3 protein-coding genes are annotated in these 4,927 nt (G+C 45.4%); all 3 read right to left on the bottom strand.

Annotation, left to right across the window (positions count from 1 at the left end; translation table 11 throughout):
• Positions 1-125 precede the first annotated feature (125 nt).
• The 3 genes from fabV to KIV40_RS26340 all read right to left on the bottom strand — a co-directional run bounded on the left by fabV (position 126) and on the right by KIV40_RS26340 (position 4,489).
• The gene (gene fabV, locus KIV40_RS26350; RefSeq protein WP_005529200.1) at positions 126-1,328 is read right to left on the bottom strand and encodes an enoyl-ACP reductase FabV; all 1,203 of its coding nucleotides are present in this window, start codon (positions 1,326-1,328) and stop codon (positions 126-128) included.
• Between the two features lie 179 nt (positions 1,329-1,507).
• Positions 1,508-3,793, bottom strand: coding sequence for an acyl-CoA dehydrogenase (locus KIV40_RS26345; RefSeq protein WP_285352132.1), 2,286 nt, complete (start codon positions 3,791-3,793; stop codon positions 1,508-1,510).
• Positions 3,794-3,862: 69 nt separating this feature from the next.
• Positions 3,863-4,489 (bottom strand): TetR/AcrR family transcriptional regulator, encoded by a 627-nt coding sequence (locus KIV40_RS26340; RefSeq protein WP_005529203.1) that lies wholly within the window; start codon positions 4,487-4,489, stop codon positions 3,863-3,865.
• Positions 4,490-4,927: the final 438 nt, after the last annotated feature.

The raw sequence follows: 4,927 nt of genomic DNA, 5'->3' as shown, positions 1-4,927 counted from the left end.
GTTTATGGAGCGCTTACGAATGAGTGTTGCTGTTTGGTTTTAGGTAGCGCTCATGATTCAACACAAGGCATTAAGACACAAAAAAGGCGCTCATTGAGCGCCTTTTTTAATTCCGTTAGAAGCGATTAAATTTGAGTGAAATCTGTTTCTACTGCTGGGTTCACGTCTGCTTCGTAATCCACACCGTCAACACCGAAGCCGAATAGCTTCAAGAACTCTTCTTTGTACTCAACGTAGTCAGTTAGCTCTTTTAAGTTTTCAGACGTGATCTGTGGCCATAGGTCACGACAGTGTTGTTGGATATCTTCGCGCAGTTCCCAATCATCCAGACGTAGACGGTTCACTTCATCTACTTCTGCAGCGCTGCCGTCTTCTTTGTAAAGACGTTGGCTGAACATACGGAAGATCTGCTCCATACAACCTTCATGTACGCCTTCTTCACGCATTTTCTTGAATACCATTGCGATGTATAGAGGCATAACAGGAATTGCAGAACTTGCTTGAGTCACAACAGACTTAAGTACCGCTACGTTTGCGCTACCGCCAGTTGCAGATAGTTTCTCGTTCAGTGCTGCTGATGCACGATCAAGGTCCATTTTCGCTTTACCTAGAGCGCCATCCCAGTAGATAGGCCAAGTTAGCTCAGTACCGATGTAGCTGTATGCAACTGTTTTGCAACCATCTGCTAGCACGCCAGCGTCTGATAGTGCGTTAATCCATAGTTCCCAGTCTTCACCGCCCATTACGGTTACTGTGTCTTGGATTTCTTGCTCAGTTGCAGGCTCTACGCTTGCTTCGATGATGACGTCTTTGTTGGTATCAACAGCCGTTGACGTGTAAGTCTCACCGATAGGCTTAAGTGCTGAACGGATTAGTTCACCCGTCTCTGGCATTTTACGTACTGGAGAAGCCAGTGAGTAAACCACCATATCTACCTGACCAAGGTCTTCTTTAATCAGATCGATTGTTTTCTGTTTTGCTTCATTTGAGAAAGCGTCGCCGTTTAGGCTTTTCGCGTACAGACCTTCTTCACGAGCTAGCTTCTCGAAAGCAGCCGCGTTGTAAAAACCTGCTGTACCTGGCTTCTTCTCTGTGCCTTCTTTTTCGAAGAAAACACCGATAGTTGAAGCGCCGCCACCAAATGCCGCAGCGATACGAGAAGATAGGCCGTAGCCACTTGATGCACCCACAACAAGAACGCGTTTTGGTGCGTTTTTAATTGGGCCTTGTGCTTTAGTGTAAGCAATTTGTTCTTTTACGTTAGCTTCACAACCCACTGGGTGCGTAGTAGTACAGATAAATCCACGAATTCTAGGTTTGATGATCATATTCAACTTCCTTTAAAAAACGTTGCTAGGATAAAAGGTTCAGCCCTACTTCGCACCTAATTTCTGTAAAAATGCTGCGAAAATGCAAGTGGTTGGAGCACTCAACAGAAAAACCTAAAGGCTCAAACACAAAAAAGCACCTCAATTGAGGTGCTTCTCTCATTTTATACTCAAACGCTTCATGCTGCTGAGTTCAGGTGCGATTTCTTCGTCGTCACGTTGGTGCGAACTTCTGAGAAATCGTGACTAAAGTGGTCGACTTGAATCGCTTTGTAGCGCAACTTATCTGCCGCCATGATTTGGTCGATTTCTTGCTCTGTCAGCACCTCGGCTTCAAACGCTTGCTGTAGGCGGTCATGCAATAGACCTTTACGCGCTACTTTGCCATCTTTTGCAGCTTTCATCAGTTTACGCTCAAGAGGCTTCACATCGTACATCGCTAAGAATGCACGTTCCATTAGGCCAACGCTGTCGTCTTCCTCTTTGCCGATGTAGCACAGATGAGTCAGTCGATCACGTTGAGCGCCTGGTGTCATCATCGCTTCTGCTAGGCTCACACATAGCTCGTCGCTTGGCGCATTGAAGTGGTTACCCAATGGGAACAACAAGCCTTTTAGAACGCCACCTACGTATTTCACAGGGAAGTTCGAGTAAGCCTCATTCAATGACTTCGAAGCATTGTATAAGCAGTGCTGTACTGCATAATGAACAAAGTTCAAATCACCCTGCTGACGACCTTCATCTTCATACTTCTTGAGTGCAGCAGAAGCCATGTACAAGTAGCTTAAGCCATCACCAAGGCGTGCAGAAATCATTTCTTTGCGCTTCAGGTCACCACCTAGAGTCAACATTGCAAAGTCTGCACTCACTGCCAGCGCGCGGCTGAGGCGAGTAATATCTTTATAGTATTGCTGCGTCGGTCCGCTCATGTGTGCTTTCACGAAGCGAGAACCAGTCAACGCTGCACCCAATGCGCCAAAGGTGTTACCCATTGCGTGTTTTATATGTTTGAACAGCAGATCATCAAACTCTTTCGCGCCCTCTTTCGGATCAGGATTGGCCGCCGCTTCCATCTCTTTCAGAACGTATGGGTGACAACGTGTTGCACCCTGACCGAAGATCATTAGGTTACGAGTCAGAATGTTTGCACCTTCAACCGTAATCGCGACCGGAATACCTAGATAGTGTTTTGCTAGGTAGTTCATTGGACCGTCTTGAATAGCACGGCCAGCATGGATATCGAAAGAGTCATTTAGGATAGTACGAGCGATTTCCGTCATGTGGTATTTCGCAATCGCAGTTACAATGCCTGGCTTCTCCTTCATATCTAGAGAAGTGGTGGTTAGCGTTCGAGTCGCTTCTAGTAGGTAAGTTAAACCACCGATGCGCCCCATCGCCTCTGCAACACCTTCAAACTTACCAATCGACATACCAAACTGCTTACGAACATAAGCATAAGCGCCAGTTGTGCGTGTTGTTAGGTGGCCAATAGCTGTGCCTAGTGCAGGAAGGGAAATGCCTCGTCCAGCCGATAGACATTCCACCAACATACGCCAACCTTTACCTGCGTATTCGGAGCCACCGATCAACCAATCCATTGGAATAAACACATCGTTACCGCGTGTTGGGCCGTTCATGAATGCAGAACCTAGTGGGTCGTGACGCTCACCAATTTCGACACCTTCGTGATCAGCAGGAATTAGAGCACAAGTGATACCCACGTCTTTGTTGTCACCAAGTAGACCATCAGGGTCTTGAAGCTTGAACGCTAAGCCAAGTACGGTTGCTGCGGGTGCTAAAGTGATGTAACGCTTGTTCCAGCTAACACGGATACCTAGAACTTCTTCGCCTTCATGCATACCATAACACACAACACCTTGGTCTGGGATACCACCAGCGTCCGAGCCCGCTTCAGGGCCAGTAAGGGCAAAACATGGAATATCCGTACCGTCTGCAAGACGCGGCAGCCAATAATCTTTTTGATCTTGAGTACCATAGTGAGAAAGCAGCTCACCCGGACCAAGAGAGTTTGGAACCATCACTGAAACCGCAGCACTGATACTGCGCGTTGCAATGCGAGAAACGATGGTTGAGTTAGCCAGCGCTGAAAACTCTCGGCCACCGTATTCTTTTGAAATGATCAGCGAGAAGAAACGCTCCTTGCGTAAAAACTCCCATACTTCTGGTGGAAGATCTCGATCGTCTTTCACGATCTTTTGGTCATCCAACATTTCTAGTAACGTTTCTAGCTCATTGTCCATGAAGGCTTGCTCTTCAGACGTCAGAGCAGGCTTCGGATAATGATGTAGCGTTGTAAAGTTTGGCTTGCCTGAGAATAGCTCAGCGTCCCACCACACACTGCCCGCTTCCATTGCTTCTTTTTCAGTACTCGACAATGGAGGCAGTACTTTCTTAAACATTTTAAATGCTGGGTCACTAATCCATTTTCTTCGTAGAGAGCTCATAGTTCAGATCCTTTTGTTCACGTCACCGCTAGCGGCTTTAACTTATCTTTATTATTGATTTAATATGCTTTACTTTGCCGACATACCAGCCGACAAATATGGAATCAAAAGGTCGACGACAGACTTAACATCAACCTCTTTTTCAAACTTACTTTCTGCAATTTCTGTTAACGCTTGGCTTGATGCCATAGTGAAAACGCAAGTGCCTAATGTGAAGTGTAATCGCCAGAACAATTGTTCTTCAGTTAATTCTGGGTTCGCTTTCATGATGGAGAACATGAACAAGTTCATCACTTCTTCATATCTTGTACTGATAAACCAGCGTAAATGGCCTTGTACGTCGGTGTAACCTCTACCAATCAGTAACATAAACAGTGCCGTACCGTTCGGTCTTACCTCATTTAGCGATCTTAGCGGTAGACGCAACGATTCAAACACTTCATCCATGTTGTAGCTATCATGTGTGTTTAGCTCGATTAACGACGTCTTAATGCTTGGCATTAGCGCTTCTAGGTAACGGTCTAGCACTGCCCTTACAAGCGTTTTCTTGTCGCCAAAGTGGTAGTTGACCGAAGCCAGGTTTACGTTTGCCTTACCAGTAATGGTTCGTAGTGATGTGTCATTGAAGCCGTATTCTGCAAATAGTCCTTCTGCTACATCGAGTATTTTTTCTTTTGTTGTACTTCTCGGGGCCATTTCAATCACTCGTATTAAACAACTGTTTGAAAATATACTCCCGAAACCTGAGATCAACAAATGATTAACATCACACTTTCACGCATTGGTCTGACCAGAAAGAAAAGTAGCGCTTTAAGAGAATGAATTTAAAGCGAATATTATTTTGTGAAAAAAACTTCTAAAAAAAATGGAACTGTTTGGAATCCGCCCGGTCTGAATTACTGTAACAGCTAGGGCATTCAAAGTTTTTCAGGCCGTCAAACTTGTTTCTATCTAGTTGCTACATTGCTGCTTTTTCTTATTAACTCCTATGTTTGTATCCGCCCAGACATTTTTTAGTCTGGGCTTTTTTTCGCCTGTCATTTGAGCTCCCCTTTGGATGAGCTTTATGTTGTGCAAACTTCACCAATCTACAGATACAAAAAAGCCTCCCAGTCGGGCTGTCTCTTGATCACA

The organism is Vibrio sp. D173a, assembly GCF_030248475.1.
The sequence above is the reverse complement of the archived record's forward strand: the minus strand, read 5'-3'. Positions and strand labels throughout refer to the sequence as shown.